The 23,825-nt window shown below is 68.8% G+C and carries 20 protein-coding genes, 2 tRNA genes and 1 pseudogene; 9 read left to right on the top strand and 14 right to left on the bottom strand.

Annotation, left to right across the window (positions count from 1 at the left end; translation table 11 throughout):
* Position 1: 1 nt before the first annotated feature.
* From ACIQLK_RS10490 to ileS, 3 genes are read right to left on the bottom strand one after another with little or no spacing between them, the layout of a single operon-like run.
* Positions 2 to 400 carry a DUF4233 domain-containing protein gene (locus ACIQLK_RS10490; protein ID WP_400364732.1) on the bottom strand — a complete coding sequence of 133 codons (399 nt, stop codon included), beginning with the start codon at positions 398 to 400 and terminating at the stop codon, positions 2 to 4.
* Positions 397 to 1,749: a bifunctional folylpolyglutamate synthase/dihydrofolate synthase gene (locus ACIQLK_RS10495; RefSeq protein WP_400364733.1), complete on the bottom strand. Its 1,353-nt coding sequence runs from the start codon at positions 1,747 to 1,749 to the stop codon at positions 397 to 399. The genes ACIQLK_RS10490 and ACIQLK_RS10495 overlap by 4 nt, the downstream gene beginning before the upstream one ends.
* Positions 1,746 to 5,123: an isoleucine--tRNA ligase gene (ileS, locus tag ACIQLK_RS10500; RefSeq protein WP_400364734.1), complete on the bottom strand. Its 3,378-nt coding sequence runs from the start codon at positions 5,121 to 5,123 to the stop codon at positions 1,746 to 1,748. Before ileS ends, ACIQLK_RS10495 begins: the two co-directional genes overlap by 4 nt.
* 221 nt (positions 5,124 to 5,344) lie before the next feature.
* Between ileS and ACIQLK_RS10505 the strand changes: the two genes are divergently transcribed.
* Both ACIQLK_RS10505 and ACIQLK_RS10510 read left to right on the top strand, forming a co-directional pair.
* Complete coding sequence (locus tag ACIQLK_RS10505) at positions 5,345 to 6,007, top strand: hypothetical protein (RefSeq protein ID WP_400364735.1); 663 nt, start codon at positions 5,345 to 5,347, stop codon at positions 6,005 to 6,007.
* Entirely contained in the window at positions 6,004 to 6,516 is a 513-nt protein-coding gene (locus ACIQLK_RS10510) for a GNAT family N-acetyltransferase (RefSeq protein WP_400364736.1), read from the top strand. The genes ACIQLK_RS10505 and ACIQLK_RS10510 overlap by 4 nt, the downstream gene beginning before the upstream one ends.
* Here ACIQLK_RS10510 and ACIQLK_RS10515 read toward each other — a convergent pair.
* Complete coding sequence (locus tag ACIQLK_RS10515) at positions 6,513 to 6,926, bottom strand: OsmC family protein (protein ID WP_400364737.1); 414 nt, start codon at positions 6,924 to 6,926, stop codon at positions 6,513 to 6,515. The two genes, ACIQLK_RS10510 and ACIQLK_RS10515, sit on opposite strands and share 4 nt — an antisense overlap.
* 48 nt (positions 6,927 to 6,974) lie before the next feature.
* On the opposite strand from ACIQLK_RS10515, the gene ACIQLK_RS10520 reads away from it, so the two are divergent.
* The 5 genes from ACIQLK_RS10520 to ACIQLK_RS10540 all read left to right on the top strand — a co-directional run bounded on the left by ACIQLK_RS10520 (position 6,975) and on the right by ACIQLK_RS10540 (position 12,283).
* Complete coding sequence (locus tag ACIQLK_RS10520; protein ID WP_400364738.1) at positions 6,975 to 7,718, top strand: ATP-binding cassette domain-containing protein; 744 nt, start codon at positions 6,975 to 6,977, stop codon at positions 7,716 to 7,718.
* Complete coding sequence (locus ACIQLK_RS10525; protein WP_400364739.1) at positions 7,715 to 8,407, top strand: methionine ABC transporter permease; 693 nt, start codon at positions 7,715 to 7,717, stop codon at positions 8,405 to 8,407. Before ACIQLK_RS10520 ends, ACIQLK_RS10525 begins: the two co-directional genes overlap by 4 nt.
* A 45-nt stretch (positions 8,408 to 8,452) precedes the next feature.
* Positions 8,453 to 9,262 carry a MetQ/NlpA family ABC transporter substrate-binding protein gene (locus ACIQLK_RS10530; protein ID WP_400364740.1) on the top strand — a complete coding sequence of 270 codons (810 nt, stop codon included), beginning with the start codon at positions 8,453 to 8,455 and terminating at the stop codon, positions 9,260 to 9,262.
* A gap of 194 nt (positions 9,263 to 9,456) precedes the next feature.
* Entirely contained in the window at positions 9,457 to 12,033 is a 2,577-nt protein-coding gene (valS, locus tag ACIQLK_RS10535; protein ID WP_400364741.1) for a valine--tRNA ligase, read from the top strand.
* Position 12,034: 1 nt separating this feature from the next.
* On the top strand, positions 12,035 to 12,283 hold the full coding sequence (locus tag ACIQLK_RS10540) for a hypothetical protein (protein ID WP_400364742.1): 249 nt from the start codon (positions 12,035 to 12,037) through the stop codon (positions 12,281 to 12,283).
* Positions 12,284 to 12,290: 7 nt separating this feature from the next.
* On the opposite strand, the gene ACIQLK_RS10545 is transcribed toward ACIQLK_RS10540, so the two are convergent.
* Both ACIQLK_RS10545 and ACIQLK_RS10550 read right to left on the bottom strand, forming a co-directional pair.
* Positions 12,291 to 12,506: a hypothetical protein gene (locus tag ACIQLK_RS10545; protein WP_400364743.1), complete on the bottom strand. Its 216-nt coding sequence runs from the start codon at positions 12,504 to 12,506 to the stop codon at positions 12,291 to 12,293.
* Complete coding sequence (locus ACIQLK_RS10550) at positions 12,503 to 13,105, bottom strand: ArsR/SmtB family transcription factor (RefSeq protein WP_400364744.1); 603 nt, start codon at positions 13,103 to 13,105, stop codon at positions 12,503 to 12,505. Before ACIQLK_RS10550 ends, ACIQLK_RS10545 begins: the two co-directional genes overlap by 4 nt.
* A gap of 90 nt (positions 13,106 to 13,195) precedes the next feature.
* Here ACIQLK_RS10550 and ACIQLK_RS10555 point away from each other — a divergent pair, with 90 nt between their 5' ends.
* The gene (locus ACIQLK_RS10555) at positions 13,196 to 15,253 is read left to right on the top strand and encodes a M3 family metallopeptidase (protein ID WP_400364745.1); all 2,058 of its coding nucleotides are present in this window, start codon (positions 13,196 to 13,198) and stop codon (positions 15,251 to 15,253) included.
* Between the two features lie 2 nt (positions 15,254 to 15,255).
* On the opposite strand, the gene ACIQLK_RS10560 is transcribed toward ACIQLK_RS10555, so the two are convergent.
* From ACIQLK_RS10560 to ACIQLK_RS10585, 6 genes and pseudogenes are all read right to left on the bottom strand, one after another.
* A complete protein-coding gene (locus ACIQLK_RS10560) occupies positions 15,256 to 15,819 on the bottom strand; it encodes a dihydrofolate reductase family protein (RefSeq protein WP_133399492.1) in 564 nt (187 codons plus the stop codon).
* Positions 15,820 to 15,862: 43 nt separating this feature from the next.
* Positions 15,863 to 17,131 carry an ATP-dependent Clp protease ATP-binding subunit ClpX gene (gene clpX, locus ACIQLK_RS10565; protein WP_400364746.1) on the bottom strand — a complete coding sequence of 423 codons (1,269 nt, stop codon included), beginning with the start codon at positions 17,129 to 17,131 and terminating at the stop codon, positions 15,863 to 15,865.
* A 130-nt stretch (positions 17,132 to 17,261) separates the two neighbouring features.
* Positions 17,262 to 17,927 carry an ATP-dependent Clp protease proteolytic subunit gene (locus ACIQLK_RS10570; protein WP_018186570.1) on the bottom strand — a complete coding sequence of 222 codons (666 nt, stop codon included), beginning with the start codon at positions 17,925 to 17,927 and terminating at the stop codon, positions 17,262 to 17,264.
* 17 nt (positions 17,928 to 17,944) lie between these two features.
* Positions 17,945 to 18,541: pseudogene (locus tag ACIQLK_RS10575) on the bottom strand (ATP-dependent Clp protease proteolytic subunit); the annotation flags it as partial.
* A gap of 165 nt (positions 18,542 to 18,706) precedes the next feature.
* Positions 18,707 to 20,248: a trigger factor gene (tig, locus tag ACIQLK_RS10580; protein ID WP_400364747.1), complete on the bottom strand. Its 1,542-nt coding sequence runs from the start codon at positions 20,246 to 20,248 to the stop codon at positions 18,707 to 18,709.
* A gap of 70 nt (positions 20,249 to 20,318) precedes the next feature.
* Positions 20,319 to 20,392: transfer RNA gene (locus ACIQLK_RS10585), tRNA-Pro, on the bottom strand.
* Between the two features lie 94 nt (positions 20,393 to 20,486).
* Here ACIQLK_RS10585 and ACIQLK_RS10590 point away from each other — a divergent pair.
* A tRNA-Gly gene (locus ACIQLK_RS10590) sits at positions 20,487 to 20,560 on the top strand.
* Between the two features lie 16 nt (positions 20,561 to 20,576).
* On the opposite strand, the gene ACIQLK_RS10595 is transcribed toward ACIQLK_RS10590, so the two are convergent.
* Both ACIQLK_RS10595 and tatC read right to left on the bottom strand, forming a co-directional pair.
* Complete coding sequence (locus ACIQLK_RS10595; RefSeq protein WP_400364748.1) at positions 20,577 to 23,036, bottom strand: DEAD/DEAH box helicase; 2,460 nt, start codon at positions 23,034 to 23,036, stop codon at positions 20,577 to 20,579.
* Positions 23,033 to 23,788, bottom strand: a complete 756-nt coding sequence (tatC, locus tag ACIQLK_RS10600; protein ID WP_400364924.1) for a twin-arginine translocase subunit TatC — start codon at positions 23,786 to 23,788, stop codon at positions 23,033 to 23,035. The genes ACIQLK_RS10595 and tatC overlap by 4 nt, the downstream gene beginning before the upstream one ends.
* Positions 23,789 to 23,825 lie beyond the last annotated feature (37 nt).

Below are 23,825 nucleotides of genomic sequence, written 5' to 3' on the forward strand. Positions count from 1 at the left end.
GTCAGTCTCCGTTCTTCTCCGCCTCGGCGGCGAGTGTGGCGTTGCGCTCGTCGAGCGCGCCGCCCTTGATGGTGCCATACACGTACAGCGCGCCGAAAACGGCGGCGGCGATCAGAAGCGCCGGCACGAGGATCGCCCCCAGCGCGATGATCACCTGCAGGGCGAAGCCCGCGACGACACCCCAGCGGTGGCGCGTGAACCCGCTGAGGATGATCATCACGACGCCGAGGACGGCGCCGCCGACGATCCCCCACCAGGGCTCGATGCCCGGTGGAAGGGCACGCAGGCCGTAGACGGCGAGACCGGCGAGGAACGCGACGATCGACTCGAAGCCGAGGATGACCGACAGGAGTGACTCTCGTGCGCCGCGTTGCCGTCGCGCGCGCGGCCGACGACTCACGAGCGGTACCCGGACTTCCAGTCCTCCGCCTCGGCGAGCACGACGGCTTCGCCGGCGAGCACGACGCTGCCCGCGATCACGACGGCGCGGCGATCGGACTCGGCCGCCCACGCACGGGCGGCGTCGGCGGCCTCGGCGAGGTCGCGGTGCACCGTCACGGGTGTCTCCGTCTGCTCGACGAGGTCGGCGACGGCATCCGGCTCCTCGGCGCGGTCGGACTCCGGCGCCGTCGCGAACACGTGCGCGACCGCCGGGGCGAGCGTCTGGACGATACCGGCGACGTCCTTATCGGCGAAGGCGCCGAGCACGAGTCCCCAGGCGTCGAAGTCGAACGAGTCACCGAGTGCGGCGACCAGCGAGCGGGCGCCGTGCGGGTTGTGCGCGCTGTCGACGAGCACGGTAGGCGCGATGCCGACGAGTTGCAGACGACCGGGCGAGGTGACGTTGCCGAGGCCGTCGGCCAGGACGTCGGGCGCGATGGGCTGAGATCCGCCTCCGATGAGCGACTCGACCGCGGCGATCGCCAGCGCCGCGTTGTGCCCCTGATGCGCGCCGTACAGCGGCAGGTAGAGCTCGTCGTAGGTCGCCGCGAGCCCGCGGACCGTCAGCAGCTGTCCGCCGACGGCGAGCTTCTGGTCGAGGAGGCCGAACTGCTCCCCCTCGACGGCCAGGGACGCGCCCTGCGCCCGCGCGGCCGACGTCAGCACGCCGAGCGCCGGGGTCTGCTGCGCGGCCGAGACCACGGCGGCGTTCGGCTTGATGATGCCCGACTTCACGGCGGCGATCTCGGCGATCGTGTCGCCGAGCTTGTCGGCATGGTCGATGTCGATCGGCGCGAACACCGCGACGTCGCCGTCCGCGGTGTTCGTGGAGTCCCAGGCGCCGCCCATGCCGACCTCGATCACGGCGACGTCCACGGGCGCGTCGGCGAACGAGACGAAAGCGAGCACCGTGAGCAGCTCGAAGAACGTCAGTGGCGGCTCTCCCTTCCCGTCCAGCTCCTCGTCGACGAGCGCGACGATGGGGGCTATCTCGTCCCATGCGTCCGCGATCGCGGCGTCGGCGATCGGCTCGCCGTCGACCATGATGCGCTCGGTGAACCGCTCCAGGTGCGGACTCGTGAACAGACCCGTCCGGAGCCCATGGGCGCGGACGATCGACTCCGCGATCCGGCTCGTGGAGGTCTTGCCGTTCGTGCCGGTCACGTGGATGACGCGGTACGTCCGCTGCGGGTCGCCGAGCAGCTCCAGCGCGCGCCGGGTGCGCTCTACGCGGGGCTCGACCCAGCGCTCGCCCTGCCGCTCCAGGAGCGCCGCGTAGACGGCATCCGCTCGTGTCCGGTCGCTCATGAGGTCGCTCCGATCCGGCGCACGCCGATCGTGAAGGAGCCGGCGTTCGCGTACGTACCGGCGGGGACGGATGCCGTGTGCTCCGGCGTCGAGCGGAGAGCCTCACCGCGCAGGGTGGCGCCCTCGGCGGTGGCGACGAGGTCGGCGACCGACAGGGTCTCCCCCGCCACGTCGGCGTCGTCGAAGGCGGCGGCGACGGCCTCGGCGTCGCCGGTGTCGTCGAAGGTGAGCTGCAGCGCGATGCGGTCGCTCACCTCGAACCCGGCCGCCTTGCGAGCGTCCTGCACGGCGCGGATGACGTCGCGCGCGAGGCCTTCGGCCTCGAGCTCGGGCGTCGTCGTGGTGTCGAGCAGGACGAAGCCGCCGCGCGGAAGGAGCGCGATCGCGGTGCCCTCGGCGACGCCACCCGCCTCGAGCGTGAGGTCGTACTCGCCCGGCTCGAGGGCGATGCCGTCGACGACGACCACGCCGTCCGTCTCGCTCCACATACCCGCCTTGGCGCCCTTGATGACGTGCTGCACCTGCTTGCCCAGACGCGGCCCCGCGGCGCGCGCGTTGACCGCGAGGCGCTGGCTGATGCCGTACTGCTCGGCGAGGCCGTCGGTGAGTTCGACGACCTGGACCGCCTTGACGTTGAGCTCGTCGCGGACGATGTCCTCGAACTGCGCGAGCGCATCGGCGCCGGCGACCGCGATCGTCAGGTTCGCGAGGGGCAGGCGCACGCGCTTGCCCTCCTTCTTGCGCAGGGCGTTGGCGACCGACGAGACCTCGCGGACGGTGTCCATGGCTTCGCGGATGTCGGATGCCGGGGCGAACTCGTCGGCGTCGGGCCAGTCCTCCAGGTGCACACTGCGCCCGCCCGTGAGGCCCCGCCACACGCGCTCGGACACCAGCGGGATGAGCGGAGCCGCGACGCGGGTGAGCGTCTCGAGAACCGTGTAGAGCGTGTCGAACGCCTCCGTCGTGGTCGGATCGGCGGCATCCACCCCCACCCAGAACCGATCGCGCGAGCGCCGGATGTACCAGTTGGTCAGCGCCTCGGCGAATTCGCGGAGCTTCGCGGCCGCCATCGTCGAGTCGAGCGCCTCGAGGTCGGCGGCGACGTCGCGGACGAGATCGCCCGTCAACGCCAGGATGTGGCGGTCGAGGACGTTCGTCGAGTCCGTCCGGCGACGGGCCTCGTAGCCGTCGCCGTCCGGTCCGCCGGCGGCGTTCGCGTACGTCGAGAAGAAGTACCAGGCGTTCCACAGCGGCAGCAGGAACTCGCGTACGCCCGAGCGGATGCCCTCCTCGGTGACGACGAGGTTGCCGCCGCGGAGGACGGACGAGCTCATGAGGAACCAGCGCATCGCGTCGGAGCCGTCGCGGTCGAAGACCTCGCTGACGTCCGGGTAGTTCCGAAGCGACTTCGACATCTTCTGGCCGTCGCTGCCGAGGACGATACCGTGGCAGGCCACACCCGAGAAGGCCGGGCGGTCGAACAGCGCTCCCGAGAGCACGTGCATGACGTAGAACCAGCCGCGCGTCTGCCCGATGTACTCGACGATGAAGTCCGCCGGGGCGTGCTCGTCGAACCACTCGCGGTTCTCGAAGGGGTAGTGCACCTGCGCGTACGGCATCGACCCCGAGTCGAACCAGACGTCGAAGACGTCCTCGATGCGGCGCATCGTGGAGTTCCCCGTGGGGTCATCGGGGTTCGGACGCGTGAGGTCGTCGATGAACGGGCGGTGCAGGTCGACCTCGCCCGCCTCGTTGACCGGCAGTCGGCCGAAGTCGCGCTCGAGGTCCTCGAGCGAGCCGTACACGTCGACGCGCGGGTACTCGGGGTCGTCGCTCTTCCACACCGGGATCGGCGAACCCCAGAACCGGTTGCGGCTGATCGACCAGTCGCGCGCGCCCTCGAGCCACTTGCCGAACTGGCCGTGCTTGACGTTCTCGGGCGCCCACGTGATCTGCTCGTTGAGTTCGACGAGGCGGTCCTTGATCGAGGTGACCCGGACGAACCAGCTCGAGACCGCCTTGTAGATGAGGGGGTTCCGGCAGCGCCAGCAGTGCGGGTACGAGTGCTCGTACGACGCCTCGCGCAGCAGACGTCCCTCGGCTTTCAGCAGGCGGATGAGGGGGCGGTTCGCGTCCATCCACAGCTCGCCCGCGACGTCGGTCACCTGCGGCAGGAAGCGGCCGCCGTCGTCGAGGCTCATGATGAGCGGGATGCCGGCGGCCCCCGTCACGCGCTGGTCGTCCTCGCCGTAGGCCGGGGCCTGGTGGACGATGCCCGTACCGTCGGTCGTGGTGACGTAGTCGTCGACGAGGATGCGCCAGGCGTGCTGTGTGCCCCAGGTCTCCTCGTCGGCGTAGTAGTCGAAGAGCCGGTCGTAGGCGACGTCGGCGAGGTCGGCACCGCGGACGGTCTGGTCGACCGCGTCGCGGGCCTCATCGGCGGAGGCGTATCCGAGGTCCTTGGCGTAGTTCGCGAGCAGGTCGGCGGCGAGCAGGTAGCGATGCGACTGCCCCTCGAGGGCGTCCTCGTGGATGTCGGCGGCGCCGGCCGGGCCGCCCGGCAGGACGACGTACTCGATGTCGGGGCCGACGGCGAGCGCGAGGTTGGTCGGGAGGGTCCACGGGGTCGTCGTCCAGGCGAGCGCGCGGACGGCGGTGAGGCCGAGGGCCTCGGCCTTCGCACCGACCAGCGGGAAGGTCACGGTCACCGACGGGTCCTGACGCATCTTGTAGACGTCGTCGTCCATGCGCAGCTCGTGGTTCGACAGCGGCGTCTCGTCGCGCCAGCAGTACGGCAGCACGCGGTGGCCCTCGTAGGCGAGGTCCTTGTCGTAGAGCTCCTTGAACGCCCACAGCACCGACTCCATGTACCCGGTGTCCAGGGTCTTGTAGCCGCGCTCGAAGTCGACCCAGCGCGCCTGGCGGGTGACGTAGTTCTCCCACTCCTGTGTGTACTCGAGGACGGATGACCGCGCCTTCGCGTTGAAGGCGGCGATCCCCATCTCCTCGATCTCGCTCTTCTCGGTGATGCCGAGCTGCTTCATGGCCTCCAGTTCGGCGGGCAGGCCGTGCGTGTCCCATCCGAAGACGCGGTCGACCTTCTTGCCGCGCATCGTCTGGAACCGCGGGAAGAGGTCCTTCGCGTAGCCGGTCAGCAGGTGGCCGTAGTGCGGCAGGCCGTTGGCGAACGGCGGGCCGTCGTAGAACACCCACTCGTCGGCGCCATCGCGCTGCGCGATCGACGCGCGGAACGTGTCGTCCTGTTCCCAGAAGGCGAGGACGTCGCGCTCGAGGTCGGGGAAGCGCGGGCTCGGGACGACGGCCGCGGGCGCGTCGGCGGCGGGGCCGAAGGCGGAAGGTCGAGGGTAGGTCATGTCACTCCTGCAGGTCTGCTCCTGCGAGGACGATCCGGAGACCGCGGTACCACCCCGCTTGATGCAGCCCGGATCCGGGTGCACCCACTCACCTGCGGCGATGACGGGCCTGCCCCGCTCGGTTCTACTGGGCGGTGGACCGCTGTTCTTCCGAGAGCTCCCCGGTGATGGCCGGATCGGTGCTGATGCAGACGATCATACCGTCGGCATAGCCTGGAGTCATGGCCCGCTCCCGTATCCGACCCGAGCCGCCCCGCATCCCGGATCCGGATCTCCCCCGCGAGTTCGCCGCCGCGACGCTCCTCCGGTCGGGCGAGACCTCCGAGGCGCGCATCGGCCTCGATCCCGGAACGACGGATGCCGCGCACAGCCGCATCAGCGAGAGCGTCGTGGCCCCGGCATCCGTGCAGGCCCTCGATTTGACCGGCGCGATCCTGGCGGACGTCGTCCTCGACGCGGTGTCCGCCGCCGAGCTGATCGCCCGCGAGGGGACCTGGCGGGCGGTCGTCGTCCGCGGGGGACGCATCGGGACGCTCGATCTGTCCCGCGCGCGCTGCGACGGTCTCGTCCTGGACGGCGTGCGGATCGACTACCTGACGGCGGGCGGGGCGACGCTTCGAGACGTCGAGGTGACCGGATGCCGCATCGGCACCCTCGACCTCCCGGGCGCCCGCGTGGAGCGGATGCGGTTCGGGGGGACGTCCGTGGACGAGATGGACGTCAGGGAGTGGCAGGCGGGCGACGTCGACCTGCGCGGCGCGGACGTGCTCTCGTTCACGGACGTCCGGATGCTGCGCGGCGTCACCATGACTTCCGACCAGGCGACCTCGCACGCGCTCGCACTCGCGGCATCCCTCGGCATCGACGTCCGGACCGGCGAATGAGGCTGCGTACCGCGAGATTGGTTCTCCGAGACATGAGCGAGGACGACCTGCCGGCCCTCCGGGCGATTCTCACGGACCCGGTCGCGATGACCGCCTACGAGGGGGCGTTCACCGACGCGGAATCCCAGGCATGGCTCGATCGGAACCTGCAACGCTACGAGGAGGACGGGTTCGGGCTCTGGGCCGTCGACATCGCCGACGCGCCCGGCGAGATGATCGGGCAGTGCGGCATCACGCGGCAGCGGATCGAGGACGACCAGGTGCTCGAAGTCGGCTACCTCTTCCAGCAGGCCCACTGGCACCGCGGGTACGCGACCGAAGCCGCCGCGGCCTCTCGCGACTGGGCCTTCCGCCACCTCAACGCCGCCACCGTCTGGGCGAAGGTTCGCGACACGAACATCGCGTCGATGAACGTCGCCATCCGCCTCGGCATGACCGTGCGCCGTCGTTTCGTCACCCACTACCGAGGTGTCGACCTGCCGCACCTCGGATTCGCCGTGGACCGTTAGGCGGCCCACTCCTCCGCACGGATGCCGACGGTCGCCGCGCCCTGCAACAGGCGGGAGATCGGGCAGCGGTCGTGCGCGGCCGCGACCAGCTCCTCCGTCTCGGTGAGCGAGCGCCCTTCCGCGGAGACGAACGCCGTGACGTGGAACTCGTAGCCGCCGCGCTCCGCGGAGTCGTGGAGTTCGACCTCGACACGGACCCGGGTGCGGTGCGCCCCCGTCACGATCGCCTGCAGCGTGGCGTCGAGGCAGGTCGCCCACGCGAGGGCGAGCAGTTGCTCGGGGTTGCTTCGAGACAGGTCAGCGTCGGGACTGAGCGGGTTCGAGACGGCGACCTCCAGGCCGCCGACCACCCGGCTGACACCGGTCCCGCCGTCGTCGTTGATGGCCGCGGTCCGGTACCTGGTGCTCATGACAGAACTATAGTTGGACGGCATCCAACAACGTTCTGAGGTCCTTTCGTGCTGTCCACATCCCCGGTCGAGCTCGCTCGTGCGGGCGTCGCCTACCCCGGCGGCGTGCAGGGCCTGACCGACGTCGACCTCATCGTCGCCGACGGAGAGATCCTGGGCGTGATCGGCGAGAGCGGGGCGGGCAAGAGCACGCTCCTGAACCTCCTGACCGGTGAGGTCGCGGCCACCGCGGGCTCGGTGAGGGTGCTCGGCGACGACGTCGGCCGCCTCGACCGGGCGGGCCTGCGCCGTCTGCGCCGCGAGATCGGCGTCGTCTTCCAGGGAGTTCACCTGCTGTCGAACCGGACCGTTCGGCAGAACGTCGAGGTCGCCCTGGCCATCCGGCCCCGAAAGGAGCGATCGCCCGGCGCCGTCGACGACGCGCTCCGCTTCGTGGGGCTCGATCACCGGGCGGACGCCTACCCGGCGCAGCTCAGCGGCGGTCAGCGTCAGCGCGTCGGGATCGCCCGAGCACTGGTCACGCGGCCGCGCCTGCTGCTGTGCGATGAGCCGACATCGGCGCTCGACGCCGCCACCGCCGGCGAGGTGCTCGATCTGCTCCGCGACGCCCGGGACCGTTTCGGGACGACGATCGTCATCGTCACCCACGACCTCGACGTCGTCCGCGGCGTCTGCGACCGGGTCTGCCTGTTCGACGACGGCAGGCTCGTCGAGGTGCTCGACGTTCCCGAGGCGGCACGCGGCGAGCGCGAGAGCTACCTCGAACGCGCACGGCGGGAGCTCGGCGCATGACCGGCTCGGAGGACGTCTTCGCATCGCTCGGAGCGTCGCTCGCCGAGCGCGGGGACGACCTCATCGAGGCTCTCGGCGAGACCGGATACATGCTCGGTGTATCCCTCGCAGCCGCCGTGGTCGTGGGGCTCCCCCTCGGCGCAGCGGTCTACCTCACCCGTCCCGGCGGGATCCTCCCTCAGCGACTCGTCTGGTCGACAGCGAACTTCTTGATCAACGTCATCCGCTCGTTCCCGTTTCTGCTGCTCGTCGTCTTCCTCGTCCCCGTGACGCGCGCCGTCTACGGCACGACGTTCGGCACACCCGCAGCGACGTTCTCGCTGTGCGTCGTCGCCGTGGCCGTCTACGGTCGGCTGGTCGAGCAGATCCTCCGAGAGGTGAGCCCCGGCATCCCCCGCGTCGCCCAGACCCTCGGCGCGACCGTCCCGCAGACGGTCTGGCGTTTCCTGCTGCCCGAAGCCCTGCCGGGTCTCGTTTACGCGCTGACCTCGGCGAGCATCAGCCTGCTGTCGTATTCGACCGTCCTCGGGGTGGTCGGCGGCGGCGGCATCGGGGACTTCGCACTGCGATACGGCTACCAGGAGTACGACGACGTGCTCATGTACTTCACGATCCTCGTCATCCTCGTCATCGTCCTCGTCATCCAGGCGGTCGGTCAGCGGATCTCGGTCCGCCTCGACCACCGCTGAGGCCGGCACACCACCGGCATCCATCCCCATCCCACAAGGAGCACCATGTCCCCTCGTCGCCTCACCCTCGCCGCCGCCCTTACCGCCGCCGCCGTCGCCCTGCTGGCCGGCTGCGCCTCACCCGCCGCGTCCGGCGGCGGCGACGTCACGACGCTGCGCGTGGGCGCCGTCACCTCGCCCATGACCGACATCGTCGAGGCAGCCGCCGACGAGATCGAGGACGGCTACAAGATCCAGCTCGTCGAGGTGGCCGACTACGTCACGATCAACAAGATGCTGGCCGCCGGCGACATCGACGCGAACTTCTCGCAACACAAGCCGTACATGGAGGAGTTCAACGCCGCCAACGGCGCCGACCTCACCGCCGTGCAGCCCATCTACAACTTCACGATCGCGTTCTACTCGAAGACCCTCGACGACATCGCCGACCTCCCCCAGGGCGCGACCGTCGCGATCCCCAACGACGCGTCGAACACCGGACGCGCACTGAAGATGCTCGCCGATGCGAAGATCATCACCCTCGCCGAGAGCGTCGACCCGTACGCCGCGACGGTGGAGGACATCACCGAGAACCCGAAGGATCTCCAGTTCCTCGAGCTGCAGATCAACCAGCTGAACACCGCCTACGACGAGGCCGACCTCGTTTTCCAGTGGCCCTCGCACATCGCCGCCCTCGGCCTGACGCCTCAGGACGACGGTCTGCTGACCGAGCTCGACGACCGGTTCGCCCTGCAGCTGGTCGTCCCCGGGAAGGACGAGGATGCCGCGTCCACGAAGGCGCTCATCGATGCCTTCACGAGCGACCCCGTGCGCGACATCATCGACGGCAACAAGACGATCGAGACCGCGTTTTGAGCCTCTGACGCGCCGCCGCGCGGCGTCGCTTCGCGACGAGATGACGCGTCGTCCCGAGGGCCGGATCCCGGCATCCGCTCCTCGACAACCTTCATCTCCTCGCGAAGCGTCACAGCCCCGGCGGTAGACTGGCGCGACACCCACACTCAGGCACGCTCACACAGTGCCGCACATATCGCTCGAGGAGCATCACCATGACGAACGCGCACATTCCCGACAAGCCCGCCCTGGAAGGCCTCGAGCAGAAGTGGGATGCCGCGTGGTCCGCCGCCGGCACGTACCTGTTCGATCGCGACGCGGCCAAGGCCAAGGGGCGCGCGGGCGTCTTCTCGATCGACACGCCTCCCCCGACGGCATCCGGTTCCCTCCACATCGGGCACGTGTTCAGCTACACGCACACCGACGTGAAGGTGCGCTACGAGCGCATGCGCGGCAAGACGGTGTTCTACCCGATGGGCTGGGACGACAACGGTCTGCCCACCGAGCGACGCGTGCAGAACTACTACGGCGTGCGCTGCGACACCTCGCTGCCCTACGACGCAGACTTCACGCCGCCGTTCCGCGGTGACGCGAAGAGCCTCAAGCCGGCCGATCAGGTGCCGATCAGCCGTCGCAACTTCATCGAGCTCTGCGAGGAGCTGACGATCGAGGACGAGAAGCAGTTCGAGGATCTGTTCCGCAAGCTCGGTCTGTCGGTCGACTGGACGCAGACGTACCGCACGATCTCGGACGACACCATCCGCACGAGCCAGCTCGCGTTCCTGCGGAATCTCGACCGCGGCGAGGCGTACCAGGCCATGGCGCCCACGCTCTGGGACATCGACTTCCGCTCGGCCATCGCGCAGGCCGAGCTCGAGGATCGCGACCAGCAGGCCTCGTACCACCGCGTCGCCTTCCACAAGAGCGACGGTTCGGGCGACATCCACATCGAGACGACACGTCCCGAGCTCCTCCCCGCGTGCGTGGCCATCGTCGCGAACCCCGACGACGAGCGCTACCAGCCCTACTTCGGCACTACCGTCCGCACCCCGCTGTTCGACGTCGAGGTCCCCGTCCTCCCCCACCCCCTCGCGGTGAAGGACAAGGGCACCGGCATCGCCATGATCTGCACGTTCGGCGACGTGACCGACATCATCTGGTGGCGCGAGCTCGACCTGCCCAACCGCACGATCCTCGGCCGCGACGGCCGCATCATCGACGAGGCCCCCGACGTGCTCGTGACGGATGCCGCGAAGGCTGCGTACGCGGAGCTCGCCGGCAAGACGGTGTTCAGCGCCAAGAAGCGCATCGTCGAGCTGCTGCAGGAGTCCGGCGAGCTGCTCGAGGTGTCGAAGCCGTTCACCCACCCGGTGAAGTTCTACGAGAAGGGCGATCGTCCCCTCGAGATCGTCTCGACGCGCCAGTGGTACCTCCGCAACGGCGCCCGCGACGCGGAACTGCGCGACAAGCTCATCGAGATGGGCCGCGGGATGGGCTGGCACCCGGACTTCATGCGTGTGCGGTACGAGAACTGGACGAACGGCCTCACCGGCGACTGGCTCGTCTCGCGGCAGCGCTTCTTCGGCGTGCCCATCCCGGTCTGGTACGGCCTCGACGAGAACGGCGAACGCGACTACGACCGCGTCCTCACCCCCGACCTCTCGCGTCTCCCGGTCGACCCCACGACGGACGTGCCCGACGGCTACACCGAGGACCAGCGCGGCGTGCCCGGCGGCTTCGACGCCGAGCGCGACATCTTCGACACCTGGGCGACGTCGTCCCTGACCCCGCAGCTCGCGGGCGGTTGGGAGCGCGACCCCGAGCTCTGGAACCTGGTCGCCCCGTTCGACGTGCGCCCGCAGGGGCAGGACATCATCCGCACGTGGCTGTTCTCGACCATGGTCCGCTCGGTGCTCGAGGACGGCCGCGCGCCGTGGACGGATGCCGCCATCTCGGGCTTCATCGTCGACCCCGACCGCAAGAAGATGTCGAAGTCCAAGGGCAACGTCGTGACCCCCGCCGACATCCTCGACGCGCACGGAACCGACGCGGTCCGCTACTGGGCGGCCTCCAGCCGTCTCGGCGCCGACGCGGCGTTCGACCCGCAGAACCCGACGCAGGTGAAGATCGGCCGCCGCCTTGCGATCAAGGTGCTGAACGCGGCCAAATTCGTGCTCTCGTTCCCCGTCCCCGAGGACGCTCGCATCACGCACGCGCTCGACGCGTCGATGCTCGCGACCCTCGACCGGGTGGTCCGCGACGCGACGGCGGCTTTCGATGCGTTCGATCACGCGCGGGCGCTGGAGATCACCGAGGCGTTCTTCTGGACGTTCTGCGACGATTACCTGGAGCTCGTGAAGGAGCGCGCCTACAACCAGGCCGACGCCGGTCAGGCCTCGGCCGCCCTGGCGCTGCGCACCGCCCTGTCGACGCTGCTGCGTTTGCTCGCCCCCGTGCTGTCGTTCGCCGCCGAGGAGGCGTGGTCCTGGTTCGAGGACGGCTCGGTGCACACCGCCGCATGGCCCGAGCCGCTGGGCATCGACGGCGAGCCCGCCGTTCTCCGCACGGTCGGCGAGGCGCTGATCAGCGTCCGCCGCGCAAAGACCGAGGCCAAGGCGTCGCAGAAGACTCCCGTGGAGTCGCTGACCATCACGGGTCCGGATGCCGCGCTCGACGCCATCCGCTCGGCGGAAGGCGATCTCGCAGCGGTCGGACGCATCGCACAGGTGTCGTACGCGAGCGGTGACGCCGTCTCGGTCGGAGACATCGTCCTCACCCCGCAGGAGGCCTGACATGCAGCTCGGAACCCGGTGGACGAGCGGCGATCAGCCGCCCTCCGCCGTCCCGGAGATCCTGCGCGAGCAGATCGCGGTGGTGGATGCCTCGATCGATCAGGATCCGCTCGGCCAGCCGCGACCGCGCTGGACGCTCACGTGGCTCGAGGGTCGCCCGGTGGCCGAGCTCGAGACCGGTGTCGTCGTGCGCGTCGACCGGGAGGGCGAGGTCGTCGTCGGTCATCTCGACGACGACGGCATGTCCTGAGTCCGGCTCACCCCCAGGGGTGGTGCACGATGTGGGCGACGACGTCCGCCCGGGTGACCTCGGCGTGCCGTGCTGCGGCAGCCCGAAGGACAGCGCGCTCGGCACGGCGCAGCATCCGATCTGCGACCGCGCGCTGCACGGCCGTGGCTCCCGCCCACAGCGCGGATTCCAGGCGCGTGGGCCGGGCAGCGAGGTCCAGCGCGGGAATGGTGATCGTGGTCATCGTCCGTCTCCGTCCTCGGGGAGTGCGAATGCGTCCACCCGGACGGTGAACGGCAAGCGATCGGGGTCTTCCTCGTGGCCGCGCGCCGAGGCGACGACCTCGTCGACGATCTCGGACAGGCGCCGGATCATGTCCTTCGCCTGGTCTCGGGTCAGGTGGATGTTCGCGGTGGAGATGATGGCGGCGCCGTCGTCCTCTTTGCTCGGATCGGCGATGCTCTCACTCACATGCCGCATGAGCTGCTGCTGCCGACGCCCGAGGAACTCGTTCATGATCAGCTGAGTCGCCGAGCGACCTGCAGGAGACGCCATCGCCTCGGGGCTGTCGAACGACACGGACTTGTCGGAGCGTTCCCACCACCGCTCCCGGGCAGACCCGCGATCCGGGATCTCGCGGATGAGGTCCTGCTTCGCGAGAGCGCGCAGGTGGTAGCTGGTCGCCCCCGATGACTCCCCCGTGCGCTCGGCCAGCGAACTGGCGGTCTGCGGCCCGTACTGCGACAGGATGTCGAAGAGCTGCACGCGGAGCGGGTGGGCGAGGGCGCGGAGAGCCCCGGCATCCAGCTTGCGGTCTTCGCGCCCCCTCGGTGTCTCGGTCATAGTGCAAAGATACCTTTGCAAGATATTCTTTGCAAGTATTTCTTTGCATCTCGCGACGGAGGGCAGTCACGGGCGACGTACGCTGGGACGATGACGGATGCCGCGACAAACCCGCTCCTCTCCCCCTCGCCCCTCCCCTTCGATCTGCCGGACTACCCGAACATCCGCCCCGAGCACTATCTCGCCGCGTTCGAGCAGGCCTTCGCTGAGCACCGCGCTGAGATCGAGGCGATCGCGACGTCGTCGGAAGAGGCCACATTCGAGAACACCCTCGTGGCCCTGGAGCGTTCCGGAGACGCCCTCGGACGGGTCGCACGCACCTTCTACACCGTCAGCTCCGCGCACGGGACAGCTGCGATCCAGGAGATCGACGAGCAGCTCGCGCCGTTGATGGCCGCCCACCACGATGCCGTCACGCTCGACTCGCGTCTTTACGGCCGAGTCGCCGCCGTCCACGCGCGCCTCGACGAGCTGGCGCTCCACGGTGAGGACCGCTACCTCGTCGAGCGCACCTACCGCGAGATGACGAACGCCGGCGCGGGCCTCGACGAGGCGGAGAAGACCGTCCTCACCGAGCTGAACCAGCAGCTGTCCACGCTCACGACCACGTTCGAGAAGAACCTTCTGGCCGATACGAACGACCTCGCCGTCGTCTTCGACGACGCGGCGGAGCTCGACGGCCTGACGGCGGGCGAGCTCTCCGCCGCGGCGCGCAACGCCGCCGAACGCGGCCTCGAGGGAAAGTACGTCATCACGCTGACTCTGTTCACCGGGCATCCGTACCTGTCGTCGCTGACGTCACGCGTCAGCCGCGAACGCCTTCTCGAGGCATCCCGCTCGCGAGGTCGCCGCGGCAACGAGAACGACAACCGCGAGGTGCTCACCGAGATCGTGCGGCTGCGCTCCGAGCGGGCTCGCGTCCTCGGCTACGACTCGCATGCCGCGTACGTCACCGCCGACGAGACGGCCGGATCCCCCGAAGCGGTGCACGAACTGCTGCGCCGACTCGCCGTTCCGGCCGCGGAGAACGCGCGACACGAGCAGGCGGCACTGCAGGAGATCATCGACGCAGAAGAAGGCGGGTTCCGCCTCGCCGCCCACGATTGGGCGTTCTACACGGAGCGGGTACGCGCCGCACGCTATGAGCTCGACCGGACCGCCCTGCGCCCGTGGTTCGAAGCGGAGCGTGTGCTCGTGGACGGCGTCTTCCGCGCCGCCACTGAGTTGTACGGCATCACGTTCGCCGAGCGCCCCGACCTCCCCGCCTACCACCCCGACGCGCGCGTCTTCGAGGTCCGCAATGAGGACGGGTCGCACCTGGGCCTCTACATCCTCGATCTGTACACGCGCGACTCGAAGCGCGGCGGCGCGTGGATGAACTCGATCGTGTCGCAATCCGCCCTGCGCGGCACCGCCCCGATCGTCGTCAACAACCTCAACGTGCCCCAGCCCGCGCCGGGGAGCCCGACCCTGCTCACCCTCGATGAGGTCACGACGCTCTTCCACGAGTTCGGTCACGCGCTGCACGGGCTCTTCGCCACCGTCACGTATCCGCACTTCGCAGGGACCTCTGTGTTCCGCGACTTCGTCGAGTTCCCGAGCCAGGTGAACGAGATGTGGATCTTCTGGCCCGAGGTCCTGGCGTCCTACGCCCGCCACGTCGACACCGACGAGCCGCTTCCCACTGAGGTCGTCCAGAAGCTCCGCGAATCCGAGGCGTTCAACCAGGGCTTCGCCACGAGCGAGTACCTCGCCGCATCGTGGATCGACCAGGCCTGGCACAGTCTGGATGCCGATGACGCGGCCGTCGGCATCGATGTCGACTCGTTCGAGGCCACCGCTCTGGCCGACATCGGGCTCGACAACCCCGTCGTCCCGACCCGCTACTCGTCGACGTACTTCGCCCACATCTTCTCGGGCGGCTACAGCGCGGGCTACTACTCGTACATCTGGAGCGAGGTCCTCGACGCCGACACCGTGGAGTGGTTCCACGAGAACGGTGGGCTGACGCGCGAGAACGGCCACCGCTTCCGCACCCGGCTCCTGGGCGTCGGTGGCTCGAAGGATCCGCTCGAGGCCTACCGCGACTTCCGCGGACGCGACGCGCGCATCGAGCCCCTCCTGGAGCGGCGCGGCCTCACCGGCTGACCTCACTCCGTGGCAGCGCGGACCTCGTAGACGAGACGGGCGAACTGGCCGACGGCCTCCGCCGACCGCAGACGCAGCCGCTCCGACCCGATCCGGCGCGGGAAGAGCGGCGCACCCCCGGTCAGGAAGACCGGGGCCACGGAGATCGCGATCTCGTCGAGTGCGCCCGCGTCGAGGAACTGACCGGCGAGGTCTCCCCCGCCGACGACCCAGACGTCACCGGCTCCCGCAGCTGCACGGATCGTCGGGAGGACGGATGCCACCGGCCCCTGAACGAATCTGATGTCGGCGCCCTCCGGCTTCGGGAGGTCGCGGGTGGTGAAGACGAATGTGGGGCGGTCGCCGTGGAACTGCGCCCACCGCTCCGGGTGCGCGAGGATGTCGGACTCGGCGAGAACCCATTCGTAGGTCGTCGATCCTTCCACCAGCACCGTCGCCCCCGCCGGCAACAGAGCGTCGTCCGGGGTGTCACCGTTCTCTACGGCGAAGAGCCAGGCGAGCGAGTTCTCGTCGTCCGCGATGTAGCCGTCGATCGAGGTGGCCGTGTCGAAGAGGATGCGTCCCATGCCGGGAACGCTACCCGCGGCATCCGACACCGCGGGCCCGTCGTCAGGCGCTCTTGCGCTTCTGCCGCAGGACGAGGGTCGGGGGTGCGCCCTCTTCGACGGACGCCCGGGTGACGACGACCTTGTCGACGTCCTCGGCGGACGGGATCTCGAACATGATCGGGCCGAGGACGTCCTCGAGGATCGCGCGAAGACCGCGCGCACCCGTCTTGCGGGCGACCGCGAGGTCGGCGACGGCTCGAAGCGCATCGTCCTCGAACTCGAGCTCGACGCCGTCCAGCTCGAACATCCGCTGATACTGCTTGACGAAGGCGTTCTTCGGTCCCGTGAGGATCTCGATGAGCGCGGTCTGGTCCAGCGGCGATACCGTCGTGACGACCGGGAGACGACCGATGAACTCGGGGATCAGACCGAACTTGTGCAGGTCCTCGGGCAGGACGTCGCGGAAGACGTCGAGCTCCTGCTCCTTGTCCTGCAGCGGGGCGCCGAACCCGACGCCGTGCTTGCCGACGCGCGACGAGATGATGTCCTCGAGGCCCGCGAACGCACCGGCGACGATGAACAGGACGTTCGTCGTGTCGATCTGGATGAACTCCTGGTGCGGGTGCTTGCGCCCGCCCTGCGGCGGGACGGAGGCGACCGTGCCCTCGAGGATCTTCAGGAGCGCTTGCTGCACGCCCTCACCGGAGACGTCGCGGGTGATCGACGGGTTCTCGGCCTTGCGGGCGATCTTGTCGACCTCGTCGATGTAGATGATGCCGGTCTCCGCACGCTTGACGTCGAAGTCGGCGGCCTGCAGGAGCTTCAGGAGGATGTTCTCGACGTCCTCGCCTACGTAGCCGGCCTCGGTGAGCGCGGTGGCATCCGCGACCGCGAAGGGGACGTTGAGACGCTTCGCGAGGGTCTGCGCGAGGTAGGTCTTGCCGCAACCGGTCGGCCCGAGGAGCAGGATGTTGCTCTTGGCGATCTCGACCTCGTCGGCGCGCTGCTCGGCGGGCTGGATGGTGCTGCGGGCGCGAACGCGCTTGTAGTGGTTGTAGACCGCCACCGAGAGCGCCCGCTTCGCCGGATCCTGACCGACGACGTACTCCTCCAGGAAGCTGAAGATCTCGCGCGGTTTGGGGAGGTCGAAGTCCTTGACCTCGCCGTCGCCGGATTCGGCCATGCGCTCTTCGATGATCTCGTTGCAGAGTTCGACGCACTCGTCGCAGATGTACACGCCGGGTCCGGCGATCAGCTGCTGGACCTGCTTCTGGCTCTTGCCGCAGAAGGAACACTTGAACAGGTCGGCGCTCTCACCGATGCGTGCCATGGTGCTCCCCCTCAGGATTCGTGCCGGTGCAGTCGAGCCTAATCGCAGATCCGGACACCGGGCGGATTGCGACACGGGTGTGGACGACGACGCCCCGCCGACGGATCGGCGGGGCGTCGTCTGACACAAGTCAGGCCGTGATGGCGGCCGGGGTCCGCTTGCGCGAGGTGAGGACCTGATCGACGATCCCGTACTCCAGCGCCTCCTGCGCCGAGAGGATCTTGTCGCGGTCGATGTCCTTGTTCACCTGCTCGACGGAGCGGTTGGTGTGGTGGGCCATCGTCTCCTCGAGCCAGGTGCGCATGCGGAGGATCTCCGCCGCCTGGATCTCGATGTCCGACGCCTGCCCGTGACCGGATTCGCCGACGGCGGGCTGGTGCATCAGGATGCGGGCGTTCGGCAGCGCGAGGCGCTTTCCGGGAGCGCCGGCGGCCAGCAGGACCGATGCCGCCGAGGCAGCCTGTCCGAGGACGACGGTCGACACCTGGGGCGAGATGTACTGCATCGTGTCGTAGATCGCGGTCATCGCGGTGAACGAGCCACCCGGCGAGTTGATGTACATGATGATGTCGCGGTCCGGGTCCATCGACTCGAGGACCAGGAGCTGCGCCATGACGTCGTCGGCGGAAGCGTCGTCGACCTGCACGCCCAAGAAGATCACGCGGTCTTCGAACAGCTTGTTGTACGGGTCCTGGCGCTTGTAGCCGTAGGCGGTGCGCTCTTCGAACTGCGGCAGGATGTACCGGCTCGAGGGCATCATGTCGCTCTGGGCGCGACCGAAGATGGGGGTGTTCATGCGTTGTCCTCCGACGCTCAGTTCTCGGTCCCGCCGCCGCCGGCGACGTCGGCGGCGTGCTCGCGGATGTGGTCGACGAAGCCGTATTCGAGGGCTTCCTCTGCGGTGAACCAGCGGTCGCGGTCACCGTCGGCGTTGATCTGCTCGACCGACTTGCCCGTCTGGGCCGAGGTGATCTCCGCGAGACGGTTCTTCATCGAGATGATGAGCTGCGCCTGGGTCTGGATGTCGCTCGCGGTGCCGCCGAAGCCGCCGTGGGGCTGGTGCAGCAGGACGCGGGCGTTGGGCGTGATGTAGCGCTTGCCCTTCGTGCCGCTGGTCAACAGGAGCTGGCCCATCGACGCGGCCATGCCGATGCCGACGGTGACGATGTCGTTGGGCACGAACTGCATCGTGTCGTAGATCGCCATGCCCGCCGTGATCGAGCCGCCCGGCGAGTTGATGTAGAGGTAGATGTCCTTCTCGGAATCCTCGGCCGCGAGCAGCAGGATCTTGGCGCAGATCTCGTTCGCGTTCTCGTCGCGCACCTCGGAACCGAGCCAGATGATTCGGTCCTTCAGCAGCCGGTCGAAGACACTGGTCGCCATAAGGGGTTCAGCCATGGATGCTCTCCTGGATTCGTGTTCGTGCTTCGAATCTAGTGGCGCGCTTCGAGCGCCTCGCCCGTGTTCGCCGTGGGCATACCGGTCGCGGCATCGACGAGCTGTCGCGCCTCCGGACGCTTCCGGAAACGACGACGGGCGGCGGGGCCCGAAAGCCCCGCCGCCCGTCGATCGAGATCACTCGCTGTCGGCAGCCTTCTTGGTGGCGCGCTTCGCGGGAGCTTTCTTGGCGGGCTCCTCGCCGGCATCCGCGTCGGCCTTCTTCGCGGCGGGCTTCTTGGCCGGAGCCTTCTTCGCCGGTGCCTTCTCGTCCGCGGAGGCGTCGTCGGCGGCGTCCGCCTTCTTCGCGGCGGGCTTCTTGGCAGGAGCCTTCTTCGCCGGCGCCTTCTTGGCGGCGGGCTTCTCGTCCGCAGCCTCGGTCGTGTCGTCCGCGGCCTCGTCGTCCTCTGCGGCGAAGCCGGCCAGGTCGACCTTCTTGCCGTTGGTGTCGACGACGTTCACCTTGCCGAGAGCGACGGCGAGAGCCTTGTTGCGGGCGACCTCACCGACCATCATCGGGATCTGGTTGCCCTCCTGGAGCGCGTTGACGAAGTCCTGCGGCGACATGCCGTACTGAGCCGACGACTGGATGAGGTACTGGGTGAGCTCCTCCTGGGAGACCTGCACCTCGTGCTTCTCGGCGATCTTGTCGAGGATCATCTGAGTGCGGAACTGCTTCTCGCTCGCCTCGGTGACCTCTGCGCGGTGCACGTCGTCCTCGAGGCGACCCTCACCCTCGAGGTGGGTGTGGACCTCGTCCTCGACGAGCTTGGCGGGAACGGGGATGTCCGCCTTCTCGATGAGGACCTCGATGAGCTTGTCGCGCGCAGCGGAGCCCTGCGTGAAGACGGCCTGCTCCGAGACGCGCTCGACGAGGCTCTCGCGAAGCTCGCCGATGGTGTCGAACTCGGAGGCGACCTGCGCGAAGTCGTCGTCGGCCTCGGGGAGCTCGCGCTCCTTGACGGCCTTGACGGTCACCGCGACCTCGGCCTCTTCACCGGCGTGGTCGCCGCCGACGAGCTTCGAGCGGAACGTGGTGTCCTCACCGGCGGTGAGGGACTCGACGGCCTCGTCGATGCCCTCGAGGAGCTCGCCGGAGCCGACCTCGTAGGAGACGCCCTCGGCGCGATCGATCTCGTTGCCGTCGATCGTGGCGACGAGGTCGAGCTCGACGAAGTCACCGGCCTTGGCGGGACGGTCGACGGTGACGAGCGTGCCGAAGCGGCTGCGGAGCTTGTCGAGCTCCGCATCGACGGCGGCCTCGTCGGTCTCGACCGCGTCGACCTCGATCGTGATGTCGTCGTAGGCGGGGAGCTCGAACTCGGGGCGGACGTCCACCTCGACCTCGACCTTGAGGTCGCCGGAGTAGTCCTTGGTGCTCGGCCACTCGATGATCTCCGCGGCGGGACGACCCACGATGCGGACGTCGTTGGCCGTGACGGCCTCGCGGTAGAACGCGTCGAGGCCCTCGCTGACGGCGTGCTCGAGGACCGCCTCACGGCCGACGCGCTGGTCGATGATCGGCGCGGGGACCTTGCCCTTGCGGAAGCCGGGGATCTGCACGTCCTGCGCGATGTGCTCGTACGCGTGGGAGATGCTCGGCTTGAGCTCCTCCGGGGTGACCGTGATGTGGAGCTTCACCCGGGTGGGGCTGAGCTGCTCGACGGTGCTGGTGACCATGCCTGTCGTTCTCCTTGTCCGGCCGCGCACACGCGCGTCCGTTCGGTGATCTGGGTTCGTGGGGCCGTTGTCGGGGCGACAGGATTTGAACCTGCGGCCTCCCGCTCCCAAAGCGGGCGCTCTACCAAGCTGAGCTACGCCCCGGGCGCGCACGCTGGCGAGCGCCGAAAAACGGCCGTTGGTAAGTCTAGCCGACCATGTCCGCTACACTCGTCGAGGCGCTGTTCTCAGCGTCGTCGGGGATGTAGCTCAATGGTAGAGCCTCAGTCTTCCAAACTGATTACGCGGGTTCGATTCCCGTCATCCCCTCCACCTGACGCCTCCCGGCTCACACCGAGCTGTAGGCGACGATTCCACGCCGGACCGCCTCGAGGGCCCTGCGGGCTGTCGCGGCCACGTCGGCGTCCGCGACGATCGAGAGCTGATCGAGCAGGTCGATGGTCTGCTTCGTCCACCGGACGAAGTCCCCCGCGGCCATGTCCGCCTCGGAGAGGGCGACATCGAGCGACGCTCCGCGCGCCCAGGAGTTCATCGGCTGCGCGAGCCCCGTCGCGAGCGGTTCCGTCCCCGGTAGGTGGTGCTCCTGCTCGAGGTCGTCGAGACGGCTCCACAGCTCCTGCGTCTTGGTCAACGCTTCTCGGAACGGTCCGCGCGGCAACCGGAACTCCCCCGCCTCGTCGCGGCGCGGCTCGTACACGAGACAAGATGCAAGCGCGGCGAGCCCCGCCGGGTCGAGGTCGCGCCACAGCCCCCGCCGGAGCGATTCCGCGACGAGAAGGTCGCGCTCGCCGTAGATCCGGCGCATCGTCCTGCCTGCGGCGGTCAGTGCCGCGGCGCCGTCGTCGAAGGCGACGTAGTCCAACTCCGCGAGGACGTCGATGATGCGGTCGAAGATCCGCGCGACGGTGCCCGTGCGGGTCTCGATGTCGCGTCGCGTGCGGTCGGTCCGCCGCCGCAGCTTCCAATACCGCTCCGCCCACCGCGCGTGATTCTCGCGGTCGGGGCACGAATGACACGGATGCCGCTGCATCCGACGCCGCAGCGATTGGATCTCGTTCTGACGCTGCTGGCGGATGCGGGCAGGAGCGGTGCGATCGGCCCGGTTCAGCTTCTCGGCGTCGCTGAGGTCGCGGCGGATGCCGGAGTACTCCGCGTAGTCGCCTCGATCGCACGTCATCGCCTTCTCATAGCCGGCGAGGGACGCCTCGGCATCCTTCACCTGGCGCGCGAGACCGACGACGGCGCGGTCCGCTTGGAACTGGGCGAACGAGGATTCGAGGATCTCGCGCGCTCGGCTGCGACCGAACTGGTCGATCAGGTTGACCGCCATGTTGTAGGTGGGGCGGAAGCTCGAGTTCAGCGGGTAGGTACGCCGGGAGGCCAGCGCGGCGACGGCCTGCGGATCGAGGGACTCGGTCCATTGGACGACGGCGTGGCCCTCGACATCGATGCCACGCCGGCCGGCACGGCCCGTCAGCTGGGTGTACTCCCCCGAGGTGATCGCGACGCGCGCCTCGCCGTTGAACTTCTCGAGCTTCTCGAGGACGACCGTCCGGGCGGGCATGTTGATGCCGAGCGCGAGGGTCTCGGTCGCGAACACCACCTTGACGAGCTTGCGACGGAAGAGCTCCTCGACGACCTCCTTGAACGCGGGCAGCATGCCGGCGTGGTGCGCGGCGACCCCGCGTTCGAGGTTCTCGCGCCACTCCCAGTAGCCGAGGACGGTCAGGTCCTCGTCCTGCAGGGCTTCGAGTCGCTCGTCGATGACGGCGCGGATCTCGTCGCGCTCGGCTGTGTCGGTCAACCGGACGCCCGCGCGTCGCACCTGCTGGACCGCCGCGTCGCATCCCACGCGGCTGAAGATGAAGAAGATCGCCGGCAGGAGGTTGGATCGCCCGAGGAGTTCGACCACCTGAGGACGGTCCATCCGCTCGATGCGCGACGCCGTCGACGGTCTGATCGCCCGCTTGCCGCCGCGGTGGGGCCGGCGCCGCTCCCGGTCACTACGCGACCGGTACTCCATCGCACGGCGATTGTTCTCGTAGGTGGCGCCCTTGGGTGAGCGGATGCGCGTGAGTTCCTGATTCACCTGTGCGGTGGCGACACCGGCGCGATCGTCGAAGAGCGGGAGCAGATCACCGCGGACGAGCACATGCTGCTCGAGCGGCACCGGGCGCGTCTCGGACACGATGACCGCCGTGTCTCCTCGCACCGTGTCGAGCCAGTCGCCGAACTCCTCGGCGTTCGACACCGTGGCCGAGAGCGAGACCAGTCGCACCGCCGGCGGGAGGTGGAGGATGACTTCCTCCCACACCGGTCCGCGGAAGCGGTCGGCGAGGTAGTGCACCTCGTCCATGACGACGTACCGGAGTCCCCGGAGAGCCGGCGAGTCCGCATAGAGCATGTTCCGGAGGACCTCGGTGGTCATCACGACGACGCGCGCACTGCCGTTGATGTTCGTGTCGCCGGTGAGCAGGCCCACCTCGTCCTCGCCGTAGACCTCCTGCAGCTCCCGGAACTTCTGGTTCGACAGCGCCTTCATCGGCGTCGTGTAGAACGCCTTCTCCCCCGGTTCGCGCATCGCGAGGTGGATCGCGAATTCGCCGACGATCGTCTTCCCGGCACCGGTGGGGGCGGCGACGAGGACACTCCGGCCGTCCTCCAGCGCCTGGCATCCCTCGACCTGGAACGGGTCGAGATCGAATCGCTGCATCTCGGCGAACGACGCGGAGATCGGATGCCGACGGCCGGACTGCGCGCGTGCGTACCGTGCGGCGAAGTCCGTCATGCGACGGGGCCGAGGAGCTCAGCCTCGCGCTTGCGCTTGCGGCGGTCGAACAGCATCGACAGGCCTGCTGCGGCGAAGAAGAGGACCGTGAGGATCGCAGCCAGGATGAGCATGCTGACGACGTCGGCGGAGGGTGTCGCCGCTCCCGCGAACACGGTCGCGATCACGATCGCCACGCGCCAGCCCTTCATGATCTCCCGGCCGGTCATGACACCTGCCAGGTTGAGTGCCACGAGGAAGACGGGCGTCACGTACGAGACCCCGACGACGATCAGAAGCTTGAACACGAAGTCGTAGTAGTACTTAGCGTCGTAGAAATTCGAGGCCCCGTCGGGCGTGAACCCGGCCATGAGTTCCACGAGGTGAGGGAGGATGAGCCACCCCGTGAACGCGCCCGCGAAGAACAGCGGCACGGCCGCCGCGACGAAACCGATCGTGTAGCGGATCTCCTTGCGGGTCAGGCCCGGCATGAGGAACGCCCAGATCTGCCAGAGCCACACCGGTGCGGAGATGAGCAGACCGACGGCGAAAGCGATCCGGATGCGGAGGTCGAACGCGGACGTGACCGTCGCGAACATCAGCGTGACGGCGTTCTCTTGGCCGCGGTCCGCTGCAACGACCCGGATGGGCTCGGTGATCGCCCAGATGATGGCGTCGCCCAGGGCGAAGGAGACGATCATCCCGACGACGAGTGCGGCGGCGGCGATGATGAGCCGCTTGCGGAACTCGCGGAGGTGGTCGCCGAGCGACATCCGCTTGTCCCGGGTGGGGGCATCGTCGGTGACGGCG

The organism is Microbacterium sp. NPDC091382, assembly GCF_044757025.1.
Lineage (GTDB): Bacteria > Actinomycetota > Actinomycetes > Actinomycetales > Microbacteriaceae > Microbacterium.